This window comes from Pseudomonas sp. DWP3-1-3b3 (assembly GCF_049896305.1).
Classification (GTDB): Bacteria; Pseudomonadota; Gammaproteobacteria; order Pseudomonadales; family Pseudomonadaceae; genus Aquipseudomonas; species Aquipseudomonas azotoformans_A.
In genome coordinates this window covers 213,527-240,281 of the sequence record NZ_JAFCUA010000008.1, presented here as the reverse complement: position 1 = coordinate 240,281, position 26,755 = coordinate 213,527, and the positions used below count along the sequence as shown (strand labels likewise).

Sequence of the window (26,755 nt, the reverse complement as noted above, 5' to 3'; positions counted from 1 at the left end):
ATGACCACCTCCCGGCTGTTGAGATTCACGGCCATCCTGCTGATCGGGTTGTTGCCCTCAGCAGCGATGGCCCTGGACGAGCCACACTCCCTAAGACTCCTCGGCCACGCCACCCTTGAAAACCCAGGCCTGGAGCTTGATGAAAGCGACTGGCGCTGGCTACGCCAGCGACGCACGTTGGTGATGGGGGTGTCGGCGCCGGACTACGCGCCTTTCGACCTGAGCAACAACAATGATTTTGAAGGGATCACTGCTGACTACGCGTGGCTGATCAGCCTCATCTTGAGCATCCCTATCGAGGTTCGACGTTACGACACCCGCGATGAGGTGATCGAGGCCCTCAAGCTGGGCAAGGTCGATTTAGTGGGCTCGGCCAATGGTTACGAAGCCGCCGACAAAGACCTGATACTGTCGCGTTCCTACGCCAATGATCAACCGGTGCTGGTAACCCGCACGGGGGATAGTCATTTACTGGGCGCCGACCTGGCTGGCAAACGCGTGGCGATGCTCTACCACTACATGCAGCCCGACGCGGTGCAAGCCTATTACCCCAAGGCGCAGTTGCTGTTGTATGGCTCTACCCCCCAAGCCATCGGCTCCGTGTCGTTTGGCCAGGCGGATGTGTTCCTGGGGGACGTCATCAGTACCCGTTATCTGATCAACAAAAATCATCTCAATAATGTGCGCATGGCCGATTTTTCCGGGCTGGAGGTCAACCCGTTCGGGTTCGCGTTCACCGGGGATAACATCCGTCTGCTGAATATCATCAATGCGGCGCTGGCCGTGATCCCCGCCAGCCAGCAAATGAGCATCCTGCGCCGCTGGAGTGCTGGAGACAGCGGTTTCCTGGAGGCAGACCGACTGCGCTTGAGCGACAGTGAGCAGCGTTGGCTGGAGAAGCATTCGCGGGTAAAGGTCGCGGTGCTCGACAAGTTCATGCCGTTGTCATTTCTAGATGAGAAAGGGCAGTTCGTGGGGTTGAGCGATGAAGTGCTGTCGCGGATCAGCTTGCGCACAGGCTTGAAGTTCGAGGTGGTGCATGGCAATTCGTTGCCTCGGCAAATTGAAGAGGTCAGCGGCGGGCAAGTGGACATGATTGCAGTCATCACACCCAGCGTCGAGCGTGCCGAAAAGGTCCGCTTTACCCGGCCTTACCTGTCCAATCCTTATGTGCTGGTGGCACGGGCCAACGATGAGCGGTTGCTCACCCTGGAAGACATGCCCGGAAAGCGCCTGGCATTCATTGGCGGCAACAGTCTGGCCGCGCAAATTGCCCGAGACTACCCAGGTATCGAGTTCGTTGACGTCGAAAACCCTGAAGAGGCCATGGAGTTGGTCGCCAAAGGCAGTGTGGATGCGACCGTCGTTTCATTGATCAGCGCGCGCTACATGATTGCGCGCAATTTTCGAGACCGCCTGCGTATCACCAGCACGATCGGCACGGAACCGGCGCGCATTGCCTTCGGTGTCAACCGCAGCCAACTGGAGCTGTATTCGATCCTCGAGAAGGCTCTGTTGAGTATCACCCCCGAAGAAATGGACGAACTCACTAACCGGTGGCGCAGTGAAATCATCATCGAAGACAGCTACTGGAGCAGCCATCGCACTGTGATCATCCAGGGGTTTGGCCTGGCGGCGTTGTTGCTGCTGGTGACCCTGGGTTGGGGGCTCTACCTGCGCAACCTGATACGCAAGCGTGCTCAGGCAGAACGTGCCTTGAGCGACCAGATGCGGTTCATGAGTGTGCTGATCGACGGCACCCCTCATCCGATCTATGTGCGCGATCGCCAAGGTCGGTTAATGGCTTGCAACAACGCATACCTTGATGTGTTTGGCTTTAAGTTGGAGGACGTGATCGGCAAGACTGTAGTGCAAACCGACACGGGCAACCCGCCGCAGGCCCAGTCGTTCCATGCCGATTACTTGAGCCTGATGGAGCGGGGTGAGCCGCAGATCCAGGATCGCGTGCTCAAGGTGCCGGGAGGTGGTGTGCTGACCATTTACCAGTGGATGCTGCCATACCGTGACAGCAACGGCAGCGTTGTGGGCATGATTGCCGGTTGGGTGGATGTCAGCGAGCGCCAGCGCCTGCTGGGCCAGTTGCAGGAAGCCAAGGAGGAAGCCGACGCCGCCAACCGGGCCAAGACTACGTTCCTGGCGACCATGAGCCATGAGATCCGCACACCCATGAATGCGGTGATCGGCATGATCGAGTTGGCCCAGAAAAACGCCGAGCAGGGCCGTGTCGATCAGGACGCGCTAGAGGTGGCGTCGATGGCATCCCGGAGCATGCTGGAGCTGATCGGCGATATCCTGGACATTGCGCGGATTGAAACCGGTCACCTGTCCTTGAGCCTGGAGCAGGCCAACCTCCATGAGTTGTTGGCCTCTGTGGCACGGGTTTTCGAGGGGCTCGCGCGGGACAAGGGGTTGCAGCTGCTCGTCGAGTTTGATCCGCTGATCGACCGGACGGTGATGATCGACCCTCTGCGTTTCAAGCAAGTAGTGTCCAACCTGCTGGGCAATGCCATCAAATTCACCACCACCGGGCAGGTACGTCTGGGCGCTCAGAGCGCACCGGCATTGGCCGGTGACCACTTGAACCTCCGGTTATTTGTGGAAGATACCGGGATTGGCATCAGCGCCGAGGATCAGCAGCGCTTGTTCAACCCGTTTATCCAAGGCAGCAACAACGACCAGTCGGCGCGCAGCGGCTCCGGCCTTGGGTTGGTGATCAGCCGCAACCTGTGCGAGATGATGGGCGGCCAATTGCACCTGAGCAGTGTGCAGGGCAAGGGGACGCGAGTGGACGTGACGTTGGCGCTGGCGCTGACCACCGCAACGGCGGTGTCCTTACCTGTTCAACCTGCGCCTGCGACACCTGCATTGAACCTCCTGGTGGTCGATGATTACCCGGCCAATCGCTTGCTGTTGACGCGACAACTGAGCTTCCTGGGGCATCACATCGTCACGGCCGAGGACGGCGCTGAGGGCTTTGCATTATGGCAGGCCGGGCAGTTTGATGGCGTCATCACCGACAGCAACATGCCCGTCATGGATGGCTACACATTGGCGCGTGATATCCGGGCCCACGAGCGTCAGCGTGGCCTGGTGCCGTGTCTGCTTCTGGGGTTTACCGCCAACGCGCAACCGGAGGAGACCGAGCGCTGCCGGCAAGCGGGTATGGACGGCTGCCTCTTCAAACCGACCGGCCTTGATGATCTGCGCGCAGCGTTGGCATCGCGCACCGCGGCACCGGTGGTGGAGGAGGCCGTGCCGGTGTGTGACTTGAGTACGCTGGTCGCACTGACAGGCGATGATACTGCCGGGCTCAATGAGTTGCTGGCGCCATTGCTCGGTAGCCTCGCAGAGGACCGCTTGCGGCTATCGGCGCTGCAAGAACACGCGGATTTTGGCAAATTGCATGACTTGGCCCATCGCGTCAAAGGGGGGGCGCGTATGGTCAAGGCGCCGGCGCTGATCGCGTGTTGTGAAAAGCTGGAGGGCGTGTGTGAAAGCAGGGATCGTGAGGCGCTGGCGGCGTCGGTTGAAGCCATTGGCCGCGCCATTGATAGCTTGCATCACAGCTTGAGCGCCCGCATCAAGCAGGCGTGACTGAAGTGGATGGCCATTCGGTTGATTTGGGAGAATTCCTACATGGAACAGGAACAAACCTGATTTTGTCTTCGGGGTATGTCTGGAAAATGGGCACCGCTCACTGACGAGCGCTGCCTGCCCAGGGGTTCGCCATGCCAAACAAAGCACTGACCATCCTGATTGCCGATGAACAACACCTGCAACGCCTGTACATCGAGAAGATGCTCAATCGATTGGGATATTTCCGGATCGTACCGGTGGAAACCTTTGAAGAGGTCCAGTTGCTCACCGCCATCCCCGCCCGGCCTTTTGATGTGCTGATCATCAATGCGGGGCTGACGGCCCACGCTTGCGGGCCTCAACCCCAGGTGCACCACGTGCTGGTCTACGATCACCTGGACCTGAGTACCCGCGCCGACGCAACGCCGGCAGTGCTGGTGCGGCTACCCGGCGTGCCTGACAACGTCAACCTCGAACACTTCATGGACATCATCGACCCACCCGCAGCCACTGCTGGCCTGCGGGTGTTGCCGTGGTTGCGCGAGTTATCCCGTGCGCCCGTGGCCGGGGTTTAGTCCCACTTCGGCGCGATACCTTTGGGGCTGGTCAGGCGATGGCCGCGTTCCAGTTCGGCAATCTGTGCCATGTCGGCAGCGCTCAAGGTCAGTTGCAGGGCCTGGAGGTTGCTTTCCAGGTTGGCGCGTTTGGTCGAGGAGGGAATGACCGCGTAACCCGATTGCATGGCCCAGGCCAGTGTCACTTGCGCCGGGGTCGCCTGATGGCGTTCGGCGATTTGCTGGATCACCGGGTCCTTGAGCACTTCGCCATAGGCCAGGGTCATGTAGGACGTGATCTGGATACCGTTGGCGGTGGCGAAGTCCACGACCTGGCGGTTTTGCAAGTAGGGGTGCAGTTCGACCTGGTTGGTGGCGATGTTTTCGGCCCCAACGGCGGCAATCGCCTGCTTCATCAGGTCGATGGTGAAGTTGGAAATGCCGATCTGGCGGGTCAGGCCCAGGCGCTTGGCTTCCAGCAACTGGCCCATGAATTCGGCGACAGGCACCTGGTCTTCCGGCGAGGGCCAGTGAATCAGGGTCAAGTCCAGGTAGTCGGTCTTCAGTTTGCGCAGGCTTTCTTTCAGGCTTGGAATCAGCTGGCCTTCGGCGAAGTTGGCGATCCAGATCTTGCTGGTGATGAACAGCTCATCACGCGGGATGCCACTGTCGGCAATCGCCTGGCCGACATCGGCTTCGTTCTCGTAGATCTGCGCGGTGTCGATGACGCGGTAGCCGAGTTCCAGGCCGGTACTGACCGAATCGATCACCACCTGGCCTTGCAGGCGGAAGGTGCCAAGGCCGAAGGCCGGGACATTTTGTGTTGGGGTAGACATCAGTAACTCCTGAAAGGGGGGTGAACAATGGAGTCGAGTATCCACCCGTCGTTCCTTCGGAAAAACCGCCGAATCCGAAAAGGACTCTTTACCGCTGGTCACGAATCGCCAGCGCCTTGAACCGCTGTGCCAATGACAGAACCACCTGGCCGCTGCCCATGTTGGGCACCACATGGGTAAAGGGGATGTCGATCATGCGGTTCTCGCGCACGGCGCGCAGCTGGGAGAGTACCGGGTCGGTGGTCAGCAACTGCCGCTTGCGGCTGGCCGGTGACCACAGCGCATCAGCCAACAGGATCACGTCCGGGTCCTTGGCCAACAGGGTTTCATTGCTGACAGTCACCCGTGACAACGGGATATCGGCCAGTACATTGCGTGCACCGGAGGCCATCAGCAAGGTGGTGACAAACCCCCGTTGGCCTTCGCTATCGAGCCCGCCCACTTCACTGTCCAGGTAAAACACCGACAGCGGACGGGCATCACCCATCAGCCCATGAGCGCGCGCCAGGTCAGCATCCAACGCGTCGCTCAGCATTTGAGCGCGCCGGGTTTTGTGCAGCAGGGCGCCGAGGGTAAACAAGTCCTGACGAATATGCCCAAAGTAATCCAGCGAGTGACCCGCACAGGCGGCTTCCAGCAGGTACGACGCCACCCCGTTGTTCGCCAGTCCCGTACGTGAGGTCACGCCATCGCCAAAGGCACTGGCGAAACCGCCGACTACCAGGTCTGGGCGCTGTGCATACAGCACTTCACTGGACGGGTATTTCGCCGCGATGACCGGCACGTCAAAGTACTCGCCATGTCGGTGCGTAATGCCGTTGTCGTCCAGATACGCGACACCTACCAGCGAAGGCCCGGCATCCAGCGCCAGCAGCAAATCGGCGGCGTGCTGGTTGAGTGCCACGATGCGCGACGGTGGTGAAGGCGGCACGCTCCAGTCCTGTGCGCAGTTGCGATAACTGTCTGCCAGCGCCGGCTTGCAGCAGAGCAGGGCGGCCAGCCATAGCCATGGCTGTTTCATGGGGCGTCCTTGATCAGCAGGTCTTGCACCACATCGCCGCCCACCAGGTGCACATCCACCAGGCGCAGCACTTCGACCTTGTTGTGCACGCCATACCAGCAACGCTCGGGATACACCGTGAGCACCGGTCCGAGGTTGCACGGGAACTGGCAATGGGTGCGCGTCAGCAGCACGCCACCGGGCACTTCGATGTGCTCATGTTCCAGCAGTCGGCGGCGCAGGGTTTTCCACAGTTGCAAGGCGCCGCGCTGCGTACAGCGCGGGCCGGTGCACCGGAATACATGACGGGCGTGGTCCGGTATGCGGGACCAGTCGGGATGGAAGTCCACCCCGTCGATTTTGGTGATCCCAGTCATCAGAAACGATACGTGTAACGCACCTCGGATGTGAACGGGCGGCCGAGGTTGTCGACGTTGCTGGCGCGGCTGGTGACGTAGTCGCGGTCGAACAGGTTTTCCACCAGCAGGCTCAGGCGGTGTTGGTGGGCGGCGTCGAGGTAGCGATAGGCATCGGCGTCCACCACGGAGTAGTGGCCGTATTCGACGTTTTTCGAGCTGGTGATGTCGCGAATGTAGCGGATCGCAGTACCTGCGCCCCATAAGCGGTTTTCCGATTCGAAACCGATCCGTGAGCGGGCAAAGAAGCTCGGAATGTCGTTGAGGGTGACGCCGGTGCGGGACTCGGTGAGGTTGCGCGTCATGTCGGCTTGCAGGCTCCACTGGTCGTTGAGCGCGAGCTTGGCGTCGGCCTCGAAGCCACGCATCTGGAGCTGGCCCTGGCCGTTGACCCATTGCACATCGTCGAGCGTGATCAAGTCAGTGATCTTGCGTTTGAACAGCGTGACGCTGGCGCTGAAATCGCGCTCGCCCAGCAGTCCCTTGTAGTCGATCCCCAGTTCGGCGTTGCGGCTTTTCTCCGGCTTGAGATTGCGGTTACCGATCTCGTCGCCCGGCTCGTTGACGAACAGCTGTTCGGCGTTGGGCAGTTTGTAGGCCGTACCGTATTGGCCACGCAGGGCCCAGTGGTCGTTGAGATCATAGAGCGAGGTGAGCATGCCGACGGTGGCACTGTCGCCGCCGCTCATGGCTTCATGCCGCACGCCCACGCTGGGGTGCCAGTTGGGCAGCGCGTCGATCTGCGGTCGCAGTTGCGTATACAGCGCGTGGGCCTGGGCCTTGTTGTCGTCGATCACCAGTACAGCGTCCTGGCCCTTGAACCACTGGTTGTCGCTGCCCACCACCAGCACATGGCCGCCTGGCAACTCGGCCTTGCCCTCGGCTTGTACGCCCCAGTCAGTGAAGCCCCAGTAGTCGTTGTTGTTACGTACGTTACGACCCCCGTCGGCGGTGTTGTCGATCCGCGTATAACGCGTGTCCCAGTCGTTGATATGGCCCTTGATGAAATAACTCAGGCGCTCGTTGATCGCCTGTTCGAAAGTCGCCGTGGCGATCTGTTGCACACGGTCGTTGGTGGTCTTGTAGTTATTCACCGGCCGTGCGAAATCAAGGTTGGCATCGGCATATTGGTAGAACAGTTCCAGGCGCGAGTCATCACCAAACGACTGGATGGCCTTGGTGCCGAAGGTGGTCACTTCGTACGAGCGCTTTTTGTCGCTGACGCGGCCGCTGTAGTCGCTGTTGCGAAACGGCTGGTAGCCCTCGGAGGCGTTGCGGCTGACATACGCCAGCAGGCCGAGGTCGCCCCAGCCGTTGGTGAAGATCTTCTCCACCCGCGCATCGCCGGTGGTGCCGCCGAAGGTATCGACCCCCACGTTCACCTCACCGGACGCCTCGCGGGTCTGCGGGCTGCGCGTGACGATGTTGATGACCCCCGACACCGCCTGGGTGCCGAACAACAGGCTCTGGCCGCCCTTGAGCACTTCGATGCGCTCGATGGCGTTGGCTGGCAGCGTGTCGAGATAGAGGCCGCCATACAGGCGGTTGTTCACGCGCACGCCGTCGAGCAGGATCAATGTGTCATCGTTGCGCCCGCCCAGCAGGGAATAGGTGCCGTAGTCGAACGGGCCGTTTTTCGGCGCCACATACAGGCCGGGGATAAACATCTGCATCACCCGCGTCACGTCGGCGGCGGGGCCGGCGCGTTCGATCTGTTCGCGGGTGACGATCTCCACTTTGCTGCCGTACTGGGCCATGGCGGCGACAGTGGTGGATTCCACGGAAGGAGCGGAGACGATCTGCTGGTTGAGCACCAGGGTGTTGTCGTCGGCCAGCAACAGGGGGCTGAACAGCGAGCCGAACAAAGGGATCAGGGAACGTCGAATCATAGTCTTCTCGAAAGTATCTTCGCAGAAGCACGCAGGAGAAGGCATCGCGCACACGCCGATACCGGCCCATGCCCGCCCACCGCAGGAGTTTGCCTAACAGAAATTCCAGGCCGGTCTCCGGGCTCTCGCGTATGGATCCCTTCACCTTCCCATGGCACGCAGGCCACAGTGGTGTGTCGAAGGGGTCACGCGAATACCGTTGCGGGGGCAGCACCGGACTGGCTCAAAAGAGCGTACCGGTTTCCCGTTTCACCCCAAGCACGGCGGCAGGAGGCACCTGAAACAGGCCGGCATCTGAACATTCGCATGACCGTTCGTCAACTCCATCATTCAGGATTCACCGGCTTCACTTGCCAGCAATGGGGGCGGCGCGGTATTCCAGAACACTCGCCATCCGCCTTGGACATCCCATGACTCAACACCTCACCGAATACGCCGATGCCAGCCCCGAAGTGCGCGCGGTCTATGACGACATCATGCACACGCGCCAGGTCGATCAGGTCAACAACTTCTGGAAGTGCCTGGCCGCCCACCCGCCGACCCTGCGCCGGACCTGGGAAAGCCTCAAAGAAATCATGGCGCCGGGGGCATTGGATCCACTGACCAAGGAGCTGCTCTATGTGGCTGTCAGCGTGACCAATAATTGCGCGTATTGCATCGCGTCCCACACGGCGGCAGCGCGCAAGGCGGGGATGACTGACGAGATGTTTGGCGAGTTGCAGGCGGTGGTCGGCATGGCCAACGAAACCAACCGCCTGGCCACCGGCTATCGCGTGCCGGTGGATGAGGCGTTCAAGCTGCCATAGACGATTCAGCCGTCGAACCAGGCGAGCAGCACAGTGACATTGTCGCGTCCGGCATATTCGCGGGTGAGGTGGATCAGCCGTTGGCAGGCAGTCTCCAGCGTGTCGCGGCTGGCAGCGGCGAGTACCTGAGCCATTTCCTGGTGCGGAACGCAACCGTGCAGGCCATCGCTGCAGAGCATCAGCAGGTCGTTGCGCTTCACGGGTTGCACGCGTACTTGCGGTTCTACCCGCGGCCCCGGACCGATGGCTTGCAACAGCAGGTTGCGTGCCGGTAACCGGTCGACTTTGCCGGCCTCAAGGGCTTGCTGATACCAGGTCTGGTCGCGGGTCAGCAGGCTCAGTTCTCCGTCGCGGTAGCGGTACAAACGACTGTCGCCTACGTGGAACAGCAACAGTGGCCCATCGACATGCGGGCGCCATGCTCCTGTGAGTGTGGTGCCCATGCCGCTGCCTTCGCTCATCTGGCGTGCCACGTTTTGCTGGTAAACGCACTGGTTCACCTGATCGATGGCGTTGTGCAGGCGACTGGCGGCTTGCATGTCCGGGTCCGACCAGGTGGCGTCCGGGTCGCTGCCGTCGTTCAGTGGGTCGACACGGTGGGCGTTGAGCGCCTGGCGCAAACTGATCAGGGCTTCGGCACTGGCCAGGGCGCCGGCTTCATGGCCGCCCATGCCGTCGGCCACGGCAAACAGCCCGAGGCTGGGCTCCACCAGAAAATTGTCTTCGTTGCTCTGGCGCACCGTGCCGACATCGCTGGCCCCATAGGCGACCGCGCAAGCCAAGCGATGGGGCCCGCAGGCGCTGAGGGGGGAGTCGGTCATGGCAGGGGCTCAAAGCTGTTGAGGAACGCCAGGCGCTGGGCCTCGCTCTCGATAGACTCGGCCAACCGTTGCAAAAAGGGTTGGCGCAGTGAGGTTGCACGCAAGGCGCGACTGGCCACGATGCGGGCGATGGGACCAATCAGCACCGCCAGCCGGCGTTCGGCCATGTGTGCGAAGTCGGGGTCGACTGACGTATGGATCACCTCGCTAGTCGGAACAATCGCGGTGGGTTCAGTCACGACCTCGGGCGCGGCAGTCGGCGGGTTGAGGCGTTGGAACAGCGACTGGCTGGCGCTGGTGAACTGCTCACGGCCGCGCTCCGACGGGATATGCGGCAACAATGCGGCGCAGATACCCTCGAAGTCATCGGCGCCATTGAGGCTCTTGCGCACCAGGAAGCGTGCAAGCGGGCCGATCTGGTGGGACAGCAGCGACTCCAGCTCAGGCATCACGGCCAACTTCCACGGCGTGAGGGTTTCCACTGCTTCGGTCGCTAACGGTGTCACGCCGTTGCTCAAGGGTTGGTTGGGAAGCATCAGCACGGTGCGATCATCGTCGATATCGGCGCTGGTCCAACTGCCAGTGGTGGTACCGAGCAGCGCTTCAAGGTCATCCAGAAAGGCGTGCGCCGAGGGATAGCGGTCGGCCGGGCGCTTGGCCAGGGCGCGGACGATCACACTGTCCAACGCCGGGTCGAGGGCCAGGTTCAAGCTCGACGGTGCCACCGGCGTCTGGTTGAGAATCTGCTGCATGACCATGGTGGCCGAGCCGGAAAACGGTCGCTCGCCAGTGAGCAGTTGGTACAGCACGATCCCGGCGGAAAACACGTCGGAGCGACCGTCGATTAACTCGCCGCAGAACTGTTCCGGCGACATGTAGCTGGGGGTGCCGATCATCGAGCCGGTCTGGGTGAGCGTGGAGGAGTCCAGGCGTGCGACGCCGAAGTCGGTGACTTTGACGTGGTTGTCGGCGGTGATCAGCAGGTTCGCCGGCTTGATATCGCGGTGCACCACGCCCTTGGAGTGCGCGTACTCCAGGGCCAACAGCAACTGGCGCATCCAGCCGAGGCTGTGACTGAGGTCACGGGGTGTCTGGGCGGCGAGCAGGGTATTGAGCGCTGTGCCTTCGACGAACTCCATGGCGATGTACGCCGAGCCCTCGTCCTCGCCGTAGTCGTAGACCGCGACGATATTGGGATGCATCAGCCGGCCAGCGGCCTGGGCTTCATTCTTGAAGCGGCTGACCAGCTCGGCGTGCTGGCTGTCGCCGAACAGCTCCTTGCGGATGGTCTTGAGCGCCACGGTGCGGGCGATGTTCGGGTCGAACGCCTTGTACACCGTGCCCATGGCGCCTTTGCCGAGCACGCTGTCGATGCGGTATTTGCCGAGTTGTTCAAGCATGATCGCGGCCCTATTCCTCAAGCATCTTCATGGCGCTGACCAAGCTGGTACGCATGCGGCCGAAGGACTGCCCCAGGCGTGCCAACTCGTCGCTGCCGCTGACGTCCATCGGCGGCACATCGGTTTCCCCCAGGCTGACACGGTCGGCCAGCACCGACATCTGCCGCAGGCGCCGGGTGACAAACAGGTGCACCGCCACGTTCAAGGCCACGAACAATACGGCGAAGATCCCCAACATCGACAGCATATAGCTGTGCAGCAGGCTCGTGGCGCGTTGCATCGGCAAGTCCAGCGGCACCGAGACCAGTTGCGCGCCGATGGTGTCGTTGAGTTTCCAGCCGAAGCCGTTTACCGCTCCGTAGATGTCGACCATGGTTTTTGGCGCCGCATCTGGCGTGCTGTGACAGGCCAGGCAGGCAGCGTCCTTGATCTGGATCGGTCGCGCGATGTAGAGCGACGTGCCTTTGTCATCGGCGCGCTCACCCACCATTTCGTCGGTCTGCGGCTGGCTGCGCAGGGTGCTGATCAGGGTTTTTTCCCAGTCGTTGGCCAGGTCGCGTGGGTTGGTGGGGTTGAGCGTGGCTTCTTTGTAGGCATAGTCCGGGTAAGACTTGAGCAGTTCCTGCAGGTGCGAAATGGCGGCGAAGTCTGGCACCGATTGCGGCAGGAACTGGAACTTCAGGCGGTTCTCCAGCAGCGGCACAATCTGCTCGGCCGTGTAGGTGCTGGCGGCAGACGCCGAGCGCATCAGCATGCGTGCGGTTTCCAGGGTTTCCCGGCGCGCACTCTGTTGCAGCATGTAGTGGGTTGAGAGGCTGGTGGCGATAAAACCGACGATAAACACCGCCAGGAACACCACGTTGAATTTGACCGCAAGTGACAGTTTCATAAAGACCTTCGGTAACCGACGTGGTGGGGATCAGTGCGCATTCTTGCGACGTTCCAGGCGCAACAGCTCCAGTTCCCACTCCAGCACCCCGCCACGGTTGACCTTCACCGCCTGGCGGAACGTCGGGTCGTTTAGGCGCGGCGCAAAGCGGCTGGCGAGCATCTGCTGGCTGAGGTTGAGCGGGCTGACAACCCAGGGGGCAATGTCGTCGTAGGTGACGTCACGTTCCTTTTTCGGCTCGGATGCGGCAGGGATTTTCTTGCCCAGGGGCACCAGCGGGTCGAGGAATTGGCGGGGCAGGGCGTCGATAAATGCCTGCTCGGGACGCGGCACGATCTTGAGAGCGCTGCCGGTGCTGCGCTGTGCAAAGTCTTCATGGCCCAGGGTGACGCTGTGCTCGCCTTTGCCGTGGGTGTCGAGTTCATTGACCACTTGGCTGCCGTCCTCGATGAATATCTCGGTCTGGCGTGGGCTCACGTGAATCACGCTCGAACTTTGGGTGGCGGTGAACGCCAGTGCGCCGGTGGTCACCGCCAGGTTGGCGTGGGTGTTGCCCGCCATTGGTTGCAGCTTCAGCCAGCCATTGAGCAGATTGATTTGGGCGGCGGTGCGGCTGGTGGCGATCAGGATGCGGGTGTCGGGACCCAATGCCAGGGTCGTCGACGCAATGCCTTCGATCTGCACGCCAGCCGCACCGGTCTGCAGGATATCGCCCCCTTGCAGCCGGGTACCGACGCCCACGGTGTAGAGGCTGGTAGCGCGTATCAGCTTCAGCGGTTTTTCCGCATAGGCGATCACGCCAATAGTGGCTGGCGCCGCCAGGGCATGCGGCAACTGGAGCAAGCCTGCGAGCAAGAGGACTATCGAGAGTTTTTTCACGTGGGCGCCATCTATCGAGCACTGGGGGTCAGGCACCGATGCTGTCGCAACAGCCGGTGTTCGTGCGTGCGCAAGGCATCGCAGGGCCGCAGGCTACCGGCTGATAGGGCGTAGGAAGAAGACAATTATCTGCATGGAAAAGACGAATTCCGATTAAACGAAATCATGGAATAAAGCGTCCGGGGAGGGTGTTCTTCTGATGATTTCCCGTGATTCGAACGGCGTTTGCAGGGACTGGCGAGACGTCTGCATCTTCCTTCTATCCGGAGCACCTATGACCAACACGTGCATGACCGCGTTGTCGTCCACCAAGACCTTCCTGCAACAGAACTTCATGACCGCCAAACGCATTCCTCCAAGCCTTGTGAAGGGGATCAACGTGTTTGACGTCAATAGTCATAAAGCCGGTGGGTACCGACTGGCCACCCTGGATAAACCGGGTGATTTCGGCAAGGTCGAACGGCCGCTGATGGGGCATTGGGTTCCCCAGGGTGATTACTGCGATATTCCGGTCAATCCAGGCGCGACTGGCTATGTGTTCACGCCGGACTTCAGTGGTTGTTCGATCTTGATCGACCAGCTTGATGAACTCACGTATCGGGTGTTTCACGTACAGGGTGGCAGCGACTACTTGAGCAAGGAATACCTCAGTCGTGCCGATGGGCATGGCCTGGGTTTGGCCACCGCGATGACCTTTGACGACTATGGCGAAGCTGCGTATCCACGCGGGTTCGCGTTCATGAAATTTGAGGAGGAGCGCTGGTGGATCTACTTCCAGCGCCAGAATGGCGTGGGGCTGAACTTCGCCAATGGCCAGTTCGCGATGGTCGGTGCTCAAACGGTACGCGGAGGCGGGCGGATACCGGTGCCAAACCTCAAGCGCGAGCCGCCACGCCAGGGTGTGATGCACAGCGGCAAGGCCGTGCCGACACCGGCCAGTCAGCTCGCGGAGTTGGAGATCGAAGTCTGGTAGGCGAGGTTTTTGCCCGGCTTGGAAAATAGTCGGGAATAAACCGTTCGGGTCGGTTGTTCATCCTGCAGACGCTGATAACCAGCCGCTACCGACGGACTTCAACATGATTGAGCAGACGTTTCTTGACCCTTCTTCTGGCAGGCGAAAAATGAGTGACACCGATCCTGATGCCATCACCCGCCGTAATCGCCTGGCGCTGCTGGTCGTGCAAGTGATCGGCCTGATTGTGCTGGTGATCTGTGCGGTCGACGCGCAGCGGGCACAGGCACAGGACTTGCCGGAACCGGCCAATGGCGCGGCCAAGCAAGTGTTGATGGCCGTGCGGGCTGCTGGCGTGCAGATCTACACCTGTGCCCGCGATAACAAGGGTCAACTTGCCTGGCAATTTCGTGAGCCGCTTGCCACGCTGATGATCAATGGCAAGACCGTTGGCCGACACTTTGCCGGGCCCACCTGGCAACTGGATGATCGCAGCGCAGTGGTCGGCAAGGTCATTGCCCAGGCACCTGGGTCGAGTGCCCAGGATATTTCGCTGCTGCGCCTTGAAGTGGTGAGCCATCAGGGCGACGGCGGGCTGGCAAAGGTGGTTGCGGTGGAACGTCTGCATACCTTGGGCGGCGTATTCAGCGGCAGTTGTGCCCAGGTTGGTGAATTGCACCTGGAACCCTACAGCGCCGATTACCGCTTTCTCGGCCAATAGCTTCATTCCGGGCCCTTAGGCTCAGTAATACCTCTCGAATTGAATTCATGTCTCGCGCCGATTGCCCTCGGCGTGCGGCAACGCTGTGGCTGTTACACCCCTAAAAAACCTAGGAGCTTTGCATATGATCACGCGTTTACTTGCCGCTACGGCACTGACTGTTGTTGCTTCAACCGGCGCACAGGCGGCGGATGCCTATTCGTCCGAAGGCCCTACCGACTGGACCGGCTTCTACGGCGGCTTGAGTGCCGGCTACGGCTTTGGTGGCGATGGCGATGTCGATACCAAGGGCCAGGCCGCACCCAACATTGCCAACATCAACGGCGGTGCACGCCCTGGCCGTGTGAACCTGGACCGCAACGGCCTGCTGGGTGGCATACAGTTCGGCTACAACTACCAGTTCGGCCAGTGGGTGGCCGGTATCGAAGCGGATATCTCCCATACCGATCTGCAGGACAGCCGAAACATCGGCACGGCTCAGCTCAACACCCGCTTGGCGCTGAACAACAGATTCGAATCGAAGATCAAATACCTCGGCACCCTGCGCGGTCGCTTCGGTTATGCGTTCGACCACACCTTGGTCTACGGTACGGCCGGTCTGGCCTATGGCGAAACCAGCCAGAGCGTCGACATGTTCGGCCCCACAGGCAATACCCAGTTCAGCGGCGACCAGAGCCATTTCAAAATGGGGTACACGGTGGGAGCTGGTATCGAACAGGCCATCACCAAGAACCTGTCGCTCAAGACCGAATACCTGTACTACGACCTGGGTGAAGACAAGCTGAATGTCGCTGTGATTCCGGGCAGCGGTGGAGCAGGGACTGGGTATGATTCCAAGTTCAAGAACGATGGGCAGATGCTGCGTGTTGGGTTGAACTGGAAGTTTGACTGACGTTGGAGCCTCAAGCGCAGAGGCTTTCAGCGTGCACCGGGCGCGCGGGGCGGTGTTGATGCAACTGGCCCTGCCGCGTCTTGCGGGTTTTGCGGGTATGGATCGCGTTCCAGAGAGTGAAGTCGAACTGTGTGGCGGAGACGACATTTTCCTGGATCAGTGTGATGGGGGGCGGGTTGGCTGCAGTTGAGTAGTGAGTATTCAGCGTGACCTCCAGTGTGTCCTTGTCTCGGTAACCGCTGAGTATGGGGATCAGCGTGAAGGCATGATCGACATCTTCGGACTCGGTCGGTGTGCCTGCGAACAGTACGATTCCGACATAGACCTTGCGATCGTTCAAGCTGAACATGCACGGCCTGCACTGCACGATGGACTCTCTCAGCAAGATTCTGAAAGGCGTGCCCTCAAGGACACCCAGCGCCAGCAGCGTGTGGAGCTGGACGTCTGTTTCCAGTTGCAATATTTTCTTCTTCGCGCCCACATAGAACGCTGACCAGAAGAAGGGAATTACCAGTGCCGTCAGGCCAACCTGCATCAGGAAAACCCACAGCGTGCCGTTTTTTTCGCTGGCAATATCAAGCTGTACCAATAGCGTGCCCAAGTAGTTGCTGTAGTCTGTTGCAACCACATGACCCAGGATCGGGAGCGCTTGTTTTGACATTGCCAGAATGGCCGCACTCAGGAGGGTCGAAACGATCAGGCAAGCCATTCCCATCCTGGCCACCTGCAAATAGAGCAGTTGTCCTTGGAAACGGTGCAGGCGTACGTAGAAAAAGGGGTGCCTGATGCAGACCATGTATCCGCTGACCAGTAATGGGACGATGATCAGCAAACCCATGAATGATCAGCCTCCATTTTACGTATCTGGTCTATGGCGTCCTTGTAACCCGGCGACTCCAGCACTTCGCAGGCATCCAGGCCGATGCCTCCGTACACGACTTTCCAGGTTTTGCGGGACTTGACCTCTTTCGCACGCTCCCATTCATCATGAGTCGGCTTCCCAAACAGCAAATGTAATAACGACATGGCGATACCCTCGAAGAGAAGTAGCCATTTTTATAGCAAGCGAAAGGGCCCCTCACCATTGATGGCCGCGTTGCCACTGTCGCCAGTTCCCGTAGGAAACGTCTCCATTTGTAGGGGTGGCCTAAAACGTCGGCGGTGTAATCACCCAAATCACAAGGGTTTCCACCTTGCCAGGGTTGCCGTAGCGATGGGGCTCATGGCTGGCGAAGCTGAAACTGTCACCGGCTTCCAGCAGAAAGTGTCGCTCTCCTACCCACAACTCGAACTGGCCGCTCAGTACGTATCCCGCTTCTTCGCCTTCATGGCTGTAGCTCTGCTGGCTATAGGTGCCGGGCGGGAAGCTTGATTGCAGCATTTCCAGTTGGTGGTTGGGCAACGGCGTCAGCAATTGGTCGACGATGCCGTCTTCGTAGTGAATGCTCTGACGGTTGCCTTTGCGCACCACGTAGCCTTCGTCCTCGGCAGCGGGCACGGTTTCGCTGGCGAAGAACCACTGGATAGTCACGCCCAGGCTTCGGGCAATATTGAACAGTGCCGGAATCGATGGATACGCCAAGTTACGCTCCAACTGGCTGAGGTAGCCGGCGGTCAATTCGCTGGCCTGCGCCAGGGCCGTGAGGGTCAGGCCACGGGCCTTGCGCAGCCCACGAATGCGCGTGCCGAGAAACAGTTGCTGGGGATTGTCTATCACAGGTTCCACGCTACCTTGAGTCCTTCGTAGATCGCCTCTTCGGCGGTGCGCGGGGCCAGGCAGTCGCCGATGCGATCAAAGGGCACCAAGCCTTGCAACTCCGCGCCCAGAGTGTCCACCGGCTGGTGGCCCTGGCACAACACCAGGGTGTCGATATTCTCCAGCAGCATTGGCTCGCCGCTGGCGGTGTGTTGCAGGTAGACCGTGGTGTCATCGCAGCCGTATAGGCGGGCGTAAGGGATGATCGGGATGCCCAGCCGGTGCAGTTCTCCGGCCATTTGATCACGGACATACAGCGGCAGGTTTTCTCCACAGTGCGTGCCATTGACCGCCAATTGCACCTGATGGCCGGCGCGCACCAGGCGCTCGGCAATGCCGGGTCCGATCCAGTCGCAACGCCAGTCGACGACCACCACTGAGCGGCCCAACGTGACCTGCTCGCGCAGCACCTGCCACGCGTCCACCACTTGCAGTTCGCCGCCGTGTTCGAAGGCCGGCCAATAAGGCTCGGCACCGGTGGCGATAATCACGTGATCGGGCTGTTCCTGTTCCACCAGCGCACGATCGACCCAGGTATGGCGCACCACCCGTACGCCCGCCAGTTCCATTTCACGTTGCAGGTTGGTACTGGCCCCGCCGAATTCGCTGCGCCGTGGCAGCAGTTGGGCCAGCAACACTTGCCCGCCGAGTTGACCGCTGGCTTCGTACAGCGTTACCGCATGCCCGCGTTGCGCGGCGACTGTCGCTGCTTTCATGCCTGCCGGGCCACCGCCCACCACCATGATGCGTTTGGGCTTCACTGCCTGTTGCAACTCACCAAACACCAGCTCGCGGCCGGTCTCGGGACGCTGGATACAGGAGATCGGCAGCCCCTTGTGAAAGTGACCGATGCAGGCTTGATTGCAGGCGATGCACGCCCGTACATCTTCGGCACGGCCTTCATGGGTCTTGGCCGGCATCAGTGGATCGCAGATCAACGCACGCGTCATGCCGCAGACATCGGCCTGGCCCCGCGCCAATATCAGCTCGGCTTCCTGGGGCTGGTTGATACGCCCGGTGACGAACAGCGGAATCGACAGACTGGCCTTGAACGTCGCCGCCTCGTTGGCGAGGTACGCAGCGGCAATCGCCATGGGTGGCACGATATGGATCGCGCCGCCGAGTGACGCTGATGTACCTGCGACGATGTGCACGTAATCCAGCTGGGTTTGCAGGTGTTGAACGGCTTCCAGGGACTCGTTTTCAGTGAGCCCTTCGGCATCGCGCTCATCTGCAGAAATGCGCAGCCCGATGATGAACTGTTCGTCGGTGGCGGCCCTGACGGCTTCGATGATTTCCCTCAAGAACTTCAGTCGATGCTCAAGAGAACCGTTGTAATCATCGGTACGCCGGTTTACTCGAGGATTGAGAAACTGCGCTGGCAGATACCCATGGCTGGCGACCACCTCAACCCCATCGATCCCGGCCTCATGCAAGCGCCTCGCTGCCGATGCATAACCCGCGACGATCTCGTTGATCATCGCCTGGTCCAGCGCCCGTGGCATCACGCGAAAGCGTTCATTGGGCACGCCCGACGCCGAATACGCCACGGCGAGCAGACCATCGGCAGACTCCATGATTTCGCGTCCCGGATGGAAGATCTGCGACAACACCATAGTGCCGTGGGCATGGCAGGTCTCGGCCAGTTCGCGGTAGCCGTCAATGCAGCTGTCGTCGGTCGCCATCAGCACATGGGAGGTATACCGCGCACTGTCATGCACCCCGGCCACCTGTAGCACGATCAGCCCCACGCCGCCCTCGGCACGTGCGCGGTGATAGGCGATCAACTGCGCATTGACCCGGTTATCGGTGGGCATAGAGGTGTCATGCCCGCTGGACATGATGCGGTTTTTCAGGCGTTTGCCACGCAGTTCCAGCGGTTCGAACAGATGGGGAAAGGTCCGGTGCGACATGGTGCAGATACTCCAGGCGCTGTTATTGTTATTTTTCTATAGGAGGCGAGCGCCAGTAAAAAATCAACTTGTTTTTTTACTGGCGACTGGATTAGCGTCGCCTTCATCAACCCCGTGCCTGGAGAATAAAAATGACTCACTCCACCGAACAGCAGCTGCGTGAACAGCTCGCCGCCTGCTACCGATTGATTGCGCATTACCGCATGAGCGATCTGATTTTCACGCATATTTCGGTGCGCATCCCGGGGCCCGAGCATCACTTCCTGATCAATCCCTACGGGCTGATGTTCGACGAAATCACTGCATCGAGCCTGGTGAAGATCGGCCTGGACGGTCACGCCGTGGAGCCCTCGGCTTATGCGGTCAACCCGGCGGGCTTCGTGATTCACAGCGCGATTCATGGCGCCCGCGAAGACGCCCAGTGCGTGCTGCATACCCACACCCGTGCCGGCTGTGCGGTGGCGGCCTTGGAGTGCGGGTTATTGCCGGTAAACCAGATTTCCATGGAGTTCTACGGCAAGGTCGCCTACCACGATTACGAAGGCGTGGCCCTGGACATGGATGAGCAGCAGCGGCTGGTGCGGGACCTGGGCGACAAGCCGGTGCTGATGCTGCGCAACCATGGTTTGCTGACGGTGGGCGAGACCGTCAGCCAGGCGTTCCTGCGCATGTATTACCTGGAAAAGGCCTGCGATATCCAGATCGCCGCCCAGGCGTGCGGCCAGCTGATGCTACCGTCCGCCGAGGTCTGCACCTACACCGAGCAGCAATTCAACAACCCTGGGCGACCGCTGGAAGAGGGTGAGTTGGTCGACCTGGACGCCCTGCAACTGGCCTGGGCGGCGTTACTGCGGATGCTGGATCGGGTGTCGCCGGGCTATCGCGACTGAGGTAGAGTCGTGCTGCCGACTCAATCGTAGGAATTTGCCGCATGACCCAGGAATCCCGTTTTTCCCGGATGGACCCGGAAGTGCGCAAGGCCAATCTGGTCCAAGCCACACTCACGTGTCTCAAGCGTGATGGTTTCCAGGGTGCGTCGATCCGCAAGATCAGCGCCGAGGCCGGGGTGTCGGTGGGGCTGATCAGCCATCACTATTCGGGCAAGGATGAGCTGGTGGCGGAGGCCTACCGCACCATCACCGACCAGGTCATGAGCCTGCTGCGCGAAACCATGGCCAAGGCGCCGCCGAACCCGCGGGAGCGCTTGTCGGCGTTGTTCCGTGGCTCGTTTTCCGCCGAATTGCTCGACCCGCACCTGCTGGATGCCTGGCTGGTGTTCTGGGGCGCGGTCAAGACCGCGCCGGCGATCAACCTGGCTCACGAACACTCCTATGGCGAGTACCGCACCATCATGCGTTCGGCCCTGACCGACATGGCCAGGGAGGAGGGCTGGAAGCACTTCGACGCCGATCTGGCCGCCATTGGCCTGAGCGCGCTGCTCGACGGGTTGTGGCTGGAGTCGGGGCTCAACCCCGGCACGTTCACACCGGAGCAGGGTATCCAGATCTGCGAAGCCTGGGTCGATGGCCTGCAGGCCGGTGGTCGCCAGCGTTATCAGCTCAAGCCCTGAGCCTTGCGCAGCCGCCTGAACGCAAGGTTCAGGTCGGCCATTTCCCCTTCTGAAAATATTTGCGGTTTGCTGATTGCCTTCTTACTGAACACTTGTTTAGTATCGCCTCATGTCGCACCCCTCAAGCCAACTAAAATAATTCGAGGAAGCCATGACTACCGATTCGCCCGTGCTCACTCAAGTGCAAGCTGGCGTTGCCTGGATCACCCTTAACCGTGGCCCGCAGCGCAACGCCTTGGACATTCCCACCCTCAAGCACCTGCACGCCTTGCTTGGTGCCTTCAGCACCGACCCTGCGGTGCGTGTGGTGGTGTTGACCGGCAACGGTCGCAGCTTCTGCGCCGGTGCCGACCTGGCCGAGTGGGCCGACGCCGAAGCCCGTGGCGCCCTCGAAACCTACGGCTGGACCGAAACCGCCCACGCCTTGATGACCCGCCTGCACAGCCTCGACAAACCGACGATTGCCGCCATCAACGGCACCGCCGTCGGTGCGGGCATGGACCTGACGCTGTGCTGCGACCTGCGCGTCGCCGCCCAATCGGCACGCTTCAAGGCCGGCTACACCAGCATGGCCTATTCGCCCGACGCCGGCGCCAGTTGGCACTTGCCGCGCCTGATCGGCAGCGAGCAAGCCAAGCGCCTGCTGTTCCTTGACGAGCTATGGAGCGCCGACCGCGCCCTGGCTGCCGGCCTGGTCGGTGAAGTGGTCGCGGATGATCAACTGCACGCCCACACCGCCGAACTCGCCACGCGCCTGGCCAACGGCCCGACCTTCGCCTTCGCCCAGACCAAGACCCTCATCCGTGACGGCGCCGAGCGCAGCCTGCCCGAGCAACTGCAGGCCGAACTGGCCGCTGGCCTGTTGTGCGGACGCAGTGCCGATGGCGCCGAAGCCTTGCGTGCCTCCCTGGAAAAACGCCTCCCGAATTTCTCCGGCCAATAACAACAACACCCCGAACAGGTAGCGCCATGAATTTCCAACTCAGCCAAGAACAAGACATGTTGGTGGACGCGGTACGCAGTTTTGTTGCCAAGGAATTGTTGCCCCATGAAGAGGCGGTAGACCGTGCCGATGAGGTCTCGCCGGAGCTGGCTGCGCAGATTCGCGACAAGGCGATTGCTGCCGGTTTCTACGCCTTCAACATGCCGGAAGAGGTGGGTGGTGGTGGCCTGGACTACCTGTCCCAGGCGCTGATCGAGCGTGAGTTGTCCAAAGTTTCCTGGGCGTTGCATGTGTTTGTCGCGCGGCCCTCCAAGATCCTGATGGCGTGCACGGGCTCACAGATTGGCGACTACCTGTTGCCCTGTGTGCAAGGCAAGAAAATCGACTGTTTTGCCTTGACCGAACCCGGCGCCGGTTCCGACGCCAATGCCATCAAGACCCGCGCCGTGCGCAGTGGCGATGACTTCGTGATCAACGGCAGCAAGCACTTCATCAGCCACGCCGGGCACGCCGATTTCGCCATCGTGTTTGCGGTCACGGATACCTACGAACACAACGGCCGACAGCGCAACGCGGTGACTTCGTTCCTGGTGGATCGGGGGACGCCTGGCATGACCATCCGCCGTGGACCCAAGTGCGTGAGCAACCGGGGTTACCACACCTACGAAATGTTCTTCGACGACTGCCGCGTCCCGGCGTCCAAGGTACTGGGCGAAGTGGGCAAAGGCTGGGAAGTGGCCAACTCCTGGCTCACCGCTGGCCGTGTGATGGTGGCCGCCAACTGCGTCGGCCAGGCTCAGCGCGCGCTGGATGTGTCGTTGCAATGGGCGGCGGACCGCAAACAGTTCGGCCAGCCGATCGGCACCTACCAAGGCGTGAGTTTCAAGCTGGCCGACATGGCCACGCAGATTCGCGCGGCTGAACTGCTGACCCTGCACACCGCCTGGAAAATGGACCAAGGCAGCATGACCGATGGCGAGGCCGGCATGGCCAAGCTGTTTGCCAGCGAAACCCTGGGCAAGGTCGCTGACGAGGCGGTGCAGATTTTCGGCGGCATGGGCTTGATGGATGAGGGGCCGGTCGAGCGGATCTGGCGCAACGCGCGAATCGAGCGGATCTGGGAGGGCACGTCGGAAATCCAGCGCCATATCATCGCCCGTGAACTGTTGCGGCCACTGTTGCGCTAAGCGGCGAGGAGAGCGTATGTCCCAGGCTATTCGCGACAACCTCAAGCGTCTGCTGGCACCCCGGCACCTGGCATTCGTGGGTGGACGCAGCATGGCGCGTGCGCTCAAGCGCTGTGCCGACGGCGGTTTTACCGGGCCGATGTGGCTGGTCAACCCGCAACATGACAGCCTCGATGGCATCCCCTGCGTGCGCCGCGTGGCCGATTTACCCTGTGGGCCGGACGCGGTATTTATCGCCACCAACCGAGAGTTGACGCTGACCTGCGTGGCTGAACTGGCCGCTATCGGAACGGGTGGCGCCATTTGCTACGCCTCGGGTTTTGCCGAAACCGGCGCCAGCGGCGCCGCCATGCAGCAGCAGCTCTTAAAGGCTGCGGGTGATATGGCCTTGCTCGGCCCCAATTGCTATGGCCTGCTGGATTACCTGCACAGCGCGGCCCTATGGCCCGTGGCCCACGGCGGCAAGTCGGTGGAGAAGGGCGTGGCGGTGCTCACCCAGAGTGGCAACTTCGCCTACAACCTGTCGATGAGCGACCGTTCGCTGCCGGTGGCCTACATGGCTTCGGTGGGTAACCAGGCACAACTGGGCGTTGCTGAATTGATGGACGTATTGCTCGACGAGCCGCGCGTCACCGCCATCGGCCTGCACCTGGAAGGCTTGAAGAATGTGCCCGGTTTTGCCCGAGCAGCGCACAAGGCGCTGGAGAAAGGTATTCCGATCATTGCGCTGAAAACCGGCGTGTCGCAGATCGGCGCCGAACTGGCCTTGAGTCACACCAGTTCGTTGTCCGGCTCCGACGCGCTGTACGACAGCCTGTTTGCGCGCCTGGGCGTGATCCGTGTAAGCGGGCCGGTGAGTTTTGTCGAAACCCTCAAGGCGGCCGCCTGCGGCAATCTTCCAGCGGGCAACCGCCTGATTGCACTGGCCTGTTCGGGTGGCGATGCGGGGCTGATTGCCGATTATGCCGAACGCAATCATCTGGCCTTGCCGAAACTGGACGAAAAGCAACGCAGTGAACTGGCCCAGGTGCTGCCCAGCTACGCCAACCTGGTCAACCCGCTGGATTTCACCACCGCCATCTGGGGCGACCGTGATGCCCTGAACACGATGCTCGACACCGCACTACGAACCGACGCCGATGCCGCCATGCTGGTGCTGGATTACCCGGCCGAGTTCACCGGCGAGCGCAAGGAGTGCGACCTGTTGCTGGAGCTGTTTTGTGCGGCGCTCGGCCGGCATGGCAAGACCGGATTTGTCACCTCGGCGTTTCCCGAACTGTTGCCGGCCCATGCCCGTGAGCGTCTGCATGCTCAGGGGATCGCCGCGCTGCAAGGCGTAGAGGATGCACTGGCGGCTTGGGGGCGGATTGCTGACTACCAGAGCAACCGGCGCGTGTTGCTGGAGCGAGGCGAGTCGATCCTCGAACCCTTGTGCCCAAAACCCCTGGATGACAGTGGCGGGGCCTTGGACGAGTGGGCTTCCAAGCAAGCCTTGCGTGCGTTCGGCCTGACCACACCCGCCGGCGTGCTGAGTACGCCGGGAAGGGCGGTCAGTGATGCAGAACTGGTCGGCTATCCGTTGGTGCTCAAGGCGGTCAGCGCGCAGTTGCCGCACAAGACCGAGGCCGGTGCCGTGGTGCTGAACCTGCAGAACGGCATGGCCCTGACCGCCGCACTTGAGCAGATGCGCGAGCATCTTTCGGCTTATGCGCCGCATGTCGTTTTCGATCAATTGCTGTTGGAGTCGATGGCGACGCCGCCATTGGCCGAGTTGATCGTGGGCATCAAGCGCGAAAACGACTTTGGCCTGGCCCTGGTCATCGGTGCCGGCGGCATTCTGGTGGAGCTGCTCAAGGATAGCCGCAGCCTGTTGTTGCCGACCACCGACAGTGCCATCCGCAACGCCTTGCTCAGCCTGCGCAGTGCCGCGTTATTGCAGGGTTTTCGCGGGCGTGAAGTGGCGGATCTGGAGGCGCTGGTGACGGCCATCCGGGCCGTGGCCGACTACGCCTGCGCCAATGCCGGGCAATTGCTGGAGCTGGATGTGAACCCATTGTTGGTCAATGCCCAGGGCGCCACGGCGGTCGATGCGTTGATCCGTCTAGGAGATGAACATGCGCGATAACACCCTGACCGGCGGCCAGGCCCTGGTGCGGTTGCTGGCCAATTATGGCGTCGACACGGTCTTCGGCATTCCCGGTGTGCACACCCTGGAGCTGTATCGCGGCCTGCCCGGCAGCGGCATTCGTCATGTACTCACGCGGCATGAGCAAGGTGCCGGCTTTATGGCTGACGGCTACGCGCGGGTCAGTGGCAAGCCGGGGGTATGCTTTGTGATCACCGGTCCCGGCGTGACCAATGCCGCCACCGCGATTGGCCAGGCGTACGCTGATTCGATTCCGATGCTGGTGATTTCCAGCGTCAACAGCACCGCCAGCCTCGGCAAGGGCTGGGGCATCCTGCATGAGACCCAGGACCAACGCGCGATCACGGCGCCGATCACCGCGTTTTCGGCGGTGGCACTGAGTGCTGAGGATTTGCCTGAACTGGTCGCCCGCGCCTACGCGGTGTTCGACAGCGAACGACCCCGTCCGGTGCATATCTCGGTGCCGCTGGATGTGTTGGCGGCGCCGATCCAGCGGGACTGGAGCAACGAAGTGGTGCGCCGCCCTGGGCGCGGCTTACCGTCGGCCGAAGCCTTGGATCAGGCCGCCGCCAAGCTCGCGACAGCCAAGCGACCCATGATCATTGCCGGTGGTGGTGCCTTGGCGGCGGGCGAGGCTTTGCAGCGCTTGAGCACCCAGTTGGCGGCGCCGTTCTTCACCAGCGTGGCCGGCAAGGGTCTATTGCCCATCAATGACCCGCTGAATGCCGGTTCCACCCTGTGCGTCGAACCCGGCTGGCAACTGATCAGCGAGGCGGATGTGGTGCTGGCAATCGGCACGGAAATGGCCGACACCGACTATTGGCGTGAGCGTTTGCCCCTCAACGGTGAGCTGTTGCGGGTGGATATCGACGCGCGCAAATTCAATGATTTCTACCCCTGTGCCGTGGCACTGAAAGGCGATGCACAGCAGACCGTACTGGCCTTGCTCGAACGTCTGCCGACCACAACGCGCGACGCTGAAGCCGCCGTCTCGACAGTGAGGGCGTTGTGGCAGGCAGTCGAGTTGGGGCACGGCCCCTTGCAGTCCATCCACCAAGCCATTCTCGACCGTATCGAAGCCGAATTGCCGGCCAATGCGTTCATCAGCAGCGACATGACCCAACTGGCCTACACCGGCAATTACGCCTACCGCAGCCGTGCGCCGCGCAGCTGGTTGCATCCCACCGGCTACGGCACCTTGGGCTACGGCCTGCCCGCGGGTATCGGCGCCAAGTTCGGCGCGCCACAGCGGCCGGGTTTGGTGCTGGTGGGCGACGGTGGTTTCCTCTACACCGCCCAGGAACTGGCGACTGCCGTGGAGGAACTGGACAGCCCGTTGGTGGTGCTGTTGTGGAACAACGACGCGCTTGGCCAGATCCGCGACGACATGTTGAGCCTCGATATCGAGCCTATCGGCGTGCTGCCGCGCAACCCGGATTTCGCGCTGTTCGCCCAGGCGTTCGGCTGCACCGTGAATCAGCCCCGCACCCTGGATGAATTGCAGACGGACCTGCGCAACGCGTTCAAACGCAATGGCGTGACCTTGATCGAGTTGAAACATGCCTGTGCCTGTTGACCTTTAGAGAGA

General features: G+C 61.3%; 24 protein-coding genes and 1 riboswitch. Of the genes, 12 read left to right on the top strand and 12 right to left on the bottom strand.

Annotated elements, in window-relative coordinates; translation table 11 throughout:
* Positions 1 to 3,615 carry a transporter substrate-binding domain-containing protein gene (locus tag ACP7BX_RS23530; protein WP_426127575.1) on the top strand — a complete coding sequence of 1,205 codons (3,615 nt, stop codon included), beginning with the start codon at positions 1 to 3 and terminating at the stop codon, positions 3,613 to 3,615.
* A 134-nt stretch (positions 3,616 to 3,749) separates the two neighbouring features.
* Positions 3,750 to 4,172 carry a chemotaxis protein CheY gene (locus ACP7BX_RS23525; RefSeq protein ID WP_426127577.1) on the top strand — a complete coding sequence of 141 codons (423 nt, stop codon included), beginning with the start codon at positions 3,750 to 3,752 and terminating at the stop codon, positions 4,170 to 4,172.
* Here ACP7BX_RS23525 and dkgB read toward each other — a convergent pair.
* The 4 genes from dkgB to ACP7BX_RS23505 form a co-directional block, all read right to left on the bottom strand.
* Positions 4,169 to 4,987, bottom strand: coding sequence for a 2,5-didehydrogluconate reductase DkgB (gene dkgB, locus ACP7BX_RS23520; protein WP_426127579.1), 819 nt, complete (start codon positions 4,985 to 4,987; stop codon positions 4,169 to 4,171). The two genes, ACP7BX_RS23525 and dkgB, sit on opposite strands and share 4 nt — an antisense overlap.
* A gap of 88 nt (positions 4,988 to 5,075) precedes the next feature.
* Entirely contained in the window at positions 5,076 to 6,008 is a 933-nt protein-coding gene (locus ACP7BX_RS23515; RefSeq protein WP_426127581.1) for an ABC transporter substrate-binding protein, read from the bottom strand.
* Positions 6,005 to 6,364 carry a (2Fe-2S) ferredoxin domain-containing protein gene (locus ACP7BX_RS23510; protein WP_426127583.1) on the bottom strand — a complete coding sequence of 120 codons (360 nt, stop codon included), beginning with the start codon at positions 6,362 to 6,364 and terminating at the stop codon, positions 6,005 to 6,007. Before ACP7BX_RS23510 ends, ACP7BX_RS23515 begins: the two co-directional genes overlap by 4 nt.
* Complete coding sequence (locus ACP7BX_RS23505) at positions 6,364 to 8,292, bottom strand: TonB-dependent receptor plug domain-containing protein (RefSeq protein ID WP_426127585.1); 1,929 nt, start codon at positions 8,290 to 8,292, stop codon at positions 6,364 to 6,366. Before ACP7BX_RS23505 ends, ACP7BX_RS23510 begins: the two co-directional genes overlap by 1 nt.
* A 91-nt stretch (positions 8,293 to 8,383) precedes the next feature.
* Positions 8,384 to 8,588: riboswitch (cobalamin riboswitch) on the bottom strand.
* A gap of 114 nt (positions 8,589 to 8,702) precedes the next feature.
* Here ACP7BX_RS23505 and ACP7BX_RS23500 point away from each other — a divergent pair.
* Positions 8,703 to 9,098: a carboxymuconolactone decarboxylase family protein gene (locus tag ACP7BX_RS23500; RefSeq protein WP_178952824.1), complete on the top strand. Its 396-nt coding sequence runs from the start codon at positions 8,703 to 8,705 to the stop codon at positions 9,096 to 9,098.
* 5 nt (positions 9,099 to 9,103) lie between these two features.
* Here ACP7BX_RS23500 and ACP7BX_RS23495 read toward each other — a convergent pair whose 3' ends face one another.
* The 4 genes from ACP7BX_RS23495 to ACP7BX_RS23480 are packed head-to-tail and all read right to left on the bottom strand — an operon-like array spanning position 9,104 to position 13,087.
* Entirely contained in the window at positions 9,104 to 9,919 is an 816-nt protein-coding gene (locus tag ACP7BX_RS23495) for a PP2C family protein-serine/threonine phosphatase (protein ID WP_426127587.1), read from the bottom strand.
* Positions 9,916 to 11,319, bottom strand: a complete 1,404-nt coding sequence (locus ACP7BX_RS23490; protein WP_426127589.1) for a serine/threonine-protein kinase — start codon at positions 11,317 to 11,319, stop codon at positions 9,916 to 9,918. Before ACP7BX_RS23490 ends, ACP7BX_RS23495 begins: the two co-directional genes overlap by 4 nt.
* Positions 11,320 to 11,329: 10 nt before the next feature.
* Positions 11,330 to 12,208, bottom strand: a complete 879-nt coding sequence (locus tag ACP7BX_RS23485; RefSeq protein WP_177111473.1) for a c-type heme family protein — start codon at positions 12,206 to 12,208, stop codon at positions 11,330 to 11,332.
* Between the two features lie 30 nt (positions 12,209 to 12,238).
* A complete protein-coding gene (locus ACP7BX_RS23480) occupies positions 12,239 to 13,087 on the bottom strand; it encodes a hypothetical protein (protein WP_426127591.1) in 849 nt (282 codons plus the stop codon).
* Between the two features lie 274 nt (positions 13,088 to 13,361).
* On the opposite strand from ACP7BX_RS23480, the gene ACP7BX_RS23475 reads away from it, so the two are divergent.
* The 3 genes from ACP7BX_RS23475 (at position 13,362) to ACP7BX_RS23465 (ending at position 15,652) form a co-directional block, all read left to right on the top strand.
* Positions 13,362 to 14,060 carry a hypothetical protein gene (locus ACP7BX_RS23475; RefSeq protein WP_426127593.1) on the top strand — a complete coding sequence of 233 codons (699 nt, stop codon included), beginning with the start codon at positions 13,362 to 13,364 and terminating at the stop codon, positions 14,058 to 14,060.
* A gap of 148 nt (positions 14,061 to 14,208) precedes the next feature.
* A complete protein-coding gene (locus ACP7BX_RS23470; RefSeq protein WP_314527658.1) occupies positions 14,209 to 14,760 on the top strand; it encodes a DUF3455 domain-containing protein in 552 nt (183 codons plus the stop codon).
* A 124-nt stretch (positions 14,761 to 14,884) separates the two neighbouring features.
* Positions 14,885 to 15,652: an outer membrane protein gene (locus ACP7BX_RS23465; protein WP_426127595.1), complete on the top strand. Its 768-nt coding sequence runs from the start codon at positions 14,885 to 14,887 to the stop codon at positions 15,650 to 15,652.
* 10 nt (positions 15,653 to 15,662) lie between these two features.
* On the opposite strand, the gene ACP7BX_RS23460 is transcribed toward ACP7BX_RS23465, so the two are convergent.
* The 4 genes from ACP7BX_RS23460 to ACP7BX_RS23445 form a co-directional block, all read right to left on the bottom strand.
* Positions 15,663 to 16,490 carry a hypothetical protein gene (locus ACP7BX_RS23460; protein WP_426127597.1) on the bottom strand — a complete coding sequence of 276 codons (828 nt, stop codon included), beginning with the start codon at positions 16,488 to 16,490 and terminating at the stop codon, positions 15,663 to 15,665.
* Entirely contained in the window at positions 16,478 to 16,678 is a 201-nt protein-coding gene (locus ACP7BX_RS23455) for a hypothetical protein (protein WP_314527663.1), read from the bottom strand. The genes ACP7BX_RS23460 and ACP7BX_RS23455 overlap by 13 nt, the downstream gene beginning before the upstream one ends.
* Positions 16,679 to 16,799: 121 nt before the next feature.
* On the bottom strand, positions 16,800 to 17,378 hold the full coding sequence (locus ACP7BX_RS23450) for a cupin domain-containing protein (RefSeq protein WP_426127599.1): 579 nt from the start codon (positions 17,376 to 17,378) through the stop codon (positions 16,800 to 16,802).
* Entirely contained in the window at positions 17,366 to 19,321 is a 1,956-nt protein-coding gene (locus ACP7BX_RS23445; RefSeq protein ID WP_426127601.1) for an FAD-dependent oxidoreductase, read from the bottom strand. The genes ACP7BX_RS23450 and ACP7BX_RS23445 overlap by 13 nt, the downstream gene beginning before the upstream one ends.
* A 131-nt stretch (positions 19,322 to 19,452) precedes the next feature.
* Here ACP7BX_RS23445 and ACP7BX_RS23440 point away from each other — a divergent pair, with 131 nt between their 5' ends.
* The 6 genes from ACP7BX_RS23440 to ACP7BX_RS23415 all read left to right on the top strand — a co-directional run bounded on the left by ACP7BX_RS23440 (position 19,453) and on the right by ACP7BX_RS23415 (position 26,743).
* Positions 19,453 to 20,211 (top strand): class II aldolase/adducin family protein, encoded by a 759-nt coding sequence (locus ACP7BX_RS23440; RefSeq protein WP_426127603.1) that lies wholly within the window; start codon positions 19,453 to 19,455, stop codon positions 20,209 to 20,211.
* 41 nt (positions 20,212 to 20,252) lie between these two features.
* A complete protein-coding gene (locus ACP7BX_RS23435) occupies positions 20,253 to 20,891 on the top strand; it encodes a TetR family transcriptional regulator C-terminal domain-containing protein (RefSeq protein ID WP_038851358.1) in 639 nt (212 codons plus the stop codon).
* Positions 20,892 to 21,042: 151 nt separating this feature from the next.
* Positions 21,043 to 21,834 (top strand): enoyl-CoA hydratase/isomerase family protein, encoded by a 792-nt coding sequence (locus ACP7BX_RS23430; RefSeq protein ID WP_426127605.1) that lies wholly within the window; start codon positions 21,043 to 21,045, stop codon positions 21,832 to 21,834.
* 26 nt (positions 21,835 to 21,860) lie between these two features.
* On the top strand, positions 21,861 to 23,021 hold the full coding sequence (locus tag ACP7BX_RS23425; protein ID WP_426127607.1) for an acyl-CoA dehydrogenase family protein: 1,161 nt from the start codon (positions 21,861 to 21,863) through the stop codon (positions 23,019 to 23,021).
* Between the two features lie 16 nt (positions 23,022 to 23,037).
* Positions 23,038 to 25,146 (top strand): acetate--CoA ligase family protein, encoded by a 2,109-nt coding sequence (locus ACP7BX_RS23420; RefSeq protein ID WP_426127609.1) that lies wholly within the window; start codon positions 23,038 to 23,040, stop codon positions 25,144 to 25,146.
* Positions 25,136 to 26,743 (top strand): 5-guanidino-2-oxopentanoate decarboxylase, encoded by a 1,608-nt coding sequence (locus tag ACP7BX_RS23415; RefSeq protein ID WP_426127611.1) that lies wholly within the window; start codon positions 25,136 to 25,138, stop codon positions 26,741 to 26,743. Before ACP7BX_RS23420 ends, ACP7BX_RS23415 begins: the two co-directional genes overlap by 11 nt.
* The last annotated feature ends 12 nt before the right edge of the window (positions 26,744 to 26,755 follow it).

Bases quoted from the DNA above. Each gene is read 5' to 3' on its own strand.
- ACP7BX_RS23495 (WP_426127587.1), bottom strand. From the start codon at position 9,919: ATGACCGACTCCCCCCTCAGCGCCTGCGGGCCCCATCGCTTGGCTTGC.
- ACP7BX_RS23525 (WP_426127577.1), top strand. From the start codon at position 3,750: ATGCCAAACAAAGCACTGACCATCCTGATTGCCGATGAACAACACCTG.
- ACP7BX_RS23465 (WP_426127595.1), top strand. From the start codon at position 14,885: ATGATCACGCGTTTACTTGCCGCTACGGCACTGACTGTTGTTGCTTCA.
- ACP7BX_RS23475 (WP_426127593.1), top strand. From the start codon at position 13,362: ATGACCAACACGTGCATGACCGCGTTGTCGTCCACCAAGACCTTCCTG.
- ACP7BX_RS23445 (WP_426127601.1), bottom strand. From the start codon at position 19,321: ATGTCGCACCGGACCTTTCCCCATCTGTTCGAACCGCTGGAACTGCGT.
- ACP7BX_RS23515 (WP_426127581.1), bottom strand. From the start codon at position 6,008: ATGAAACAGCCATGGCTATGGCTGGCCGCCCTGCTCTGCTGCAAGCCG.
- ACP7BX_RS23430 (WP_426127605.1), top strand. From the start codon at position 21,043: ATGACTACCGATTCGCCCGTGCTCACTCAAGTGCAAGCTGGCGTTGCC.
- ACP7BX_RS23530 (WP_426127575.1), top strand. From the start codon at position 1: ATGACCACCTCCCGGCTGTTGAGATTCACGGCCATCCTGCTGATCGGG.
- ACP7BX_RS23435 (WP_038851358.1), top strand. From the start codon at position 20,253: ATGACCCAGGAATCCCGTTTTTCCCGGATGGACCCGGAAGTGCGCAAG.
- ACP7BX_RS23510 (WP_426127583.1), bottom strand. From the start codon at position 6,364: ATGACTGGGATCACCAAAATCGACGGGGTGGACTTCCATCCCGACTGG.
- ACP7BX_RS23420 (WP_426127609.1), top strand. From the start codon at position 23,038: ATGTCCCAGGCTATTCGCGACAACCTCAAGCGTCTGCTGGCACCCCGG.
- ACP7BX_RS23485 (WP_177111473.1), bottom strand. From the start codon at position 12,208: ATGAAACTGTCACTTGCGGTCAAATTCAACGTGGTGTTCCTGGCGGTG.
- ACP7BX_RS23455 (WP_314527663.1), bottom strand. From the start codon at position 16,678: ATGTCGTTATTACATTTGCTGTTTGGGAAGCCGACTCATGATGAATGG.
- dkgB (WP_426127579.1), bottom strand. From the start codon at position 4,987: ATGTCTACCCCAACACAAAATGTCCCGGCCTTCGGCCTTGGCACCTTC.
- ACP7BX_RS23470 (WP_314527658.1), top strand. From the start codon at position 14,209: ATGAGTGACACCGATCCTGATGCCATCACCCGCCGTAATCGCCTGGCG.
- ACP7BX_RS23425 (WP_426127607.1), top strand. From the start codon at position 21,861: ATGAATTTCCAACTCAGCCAAGAACAAGACATGTTGGTGGACGCGGTA.
- ACP7BX_RS23460 (WP_426127597.1), bottom strand. From the start codon at position 16,490: ATGGGTTTGCTGATCATCGTCCCATTACTGGTCAGCGGATACATGGTC.
- ACP7BX_RS23490 (WP_426127589.1), bottom strand. From the start codon at position 11,319: ATGCTTGAACAACTCGGCAAATACCGCATCGACAGCGTGCTCGGCAAA.
- ACP7BX_RS23505 (WP_426127585.1), bottom strand. From the start codon at position 8,292: ATGATTCGACGTTCCCTGATCCCTTTGTTCGGCTCGCTGTTCAGCCCC.
- ACP7BX_RS23500 (WP_178952824.1), top strand. From the start codon at position 8,703: ATGACTCAACACCTCACCGAATACGCCGATGCCAGCCCCGAAGTGCGC.
- ACP7BX_RS23415 (WP_426127611.1), top strand. From the start codon at position 25,136: ATGCGCGATAACACCCTGACCGGCGGCCAGGCCCTGGTGCGGTTGCTG.
- ACP7BX_RS23440 (WP_426127603.1), top strand. From the start codon at position 19,453: ATGACTCACTCCACCGAACAGCAGCTGCGTGAACAGCTCGCCGCCTGC.